This window comes from Streptomyces adelaidensis (assembly GCF_016598475.1).
GTDB classification, from domain to species: Bacteria; Actinomycetota; Actinomycetes; order Streptomycetales; family Streptomycetaceae; genus Streptomyces; species Streptomyces adelaidensis.
In genome coordinates this window covers 1-231 of record NZ_JAEMUX010000343.1, presented here as the reverse complement: position 1 = coordinate 231, position 231 = coordinate 1, and the positions used below count along the sequence as shown (strand labels likewise).

Annotated in this window: 1 pseudogene; it reads right to left on the bottom strand. The window is 73.6% G+C overall.

The features are described 5' to 3' along the window. A pseudogene (locus tag I8N67_RS42140) lies at positions 1-231 on the bottom strand (IS200/IS605 family accessory protein TnpB-related protein); the annotation flags it as partial.

Sequence of the window (231 nt, the reverse complement as noted above, 5' to 3'; positions counted from 1 at the left end):
CCGCGCCGGGCGAGCGCCCACTGATCGTGGGTGGCCTTCGTGACCGACCCCGCCCACCGGGAGGACGACTCCCCGGTGAGGGCGCGCTTGCGCCCGGCCCACCGCTCGCTGTCGTGCTCCAGCCCGGCCGCGCAGCGGGCCTTCAGATCACGCGAGGCGAGCGTGCCGAGCAGATCACCGACCAGACGCAGCACCTTCTCGTCCCCGACCGTCAGGTGCTTGAGCCGGTCA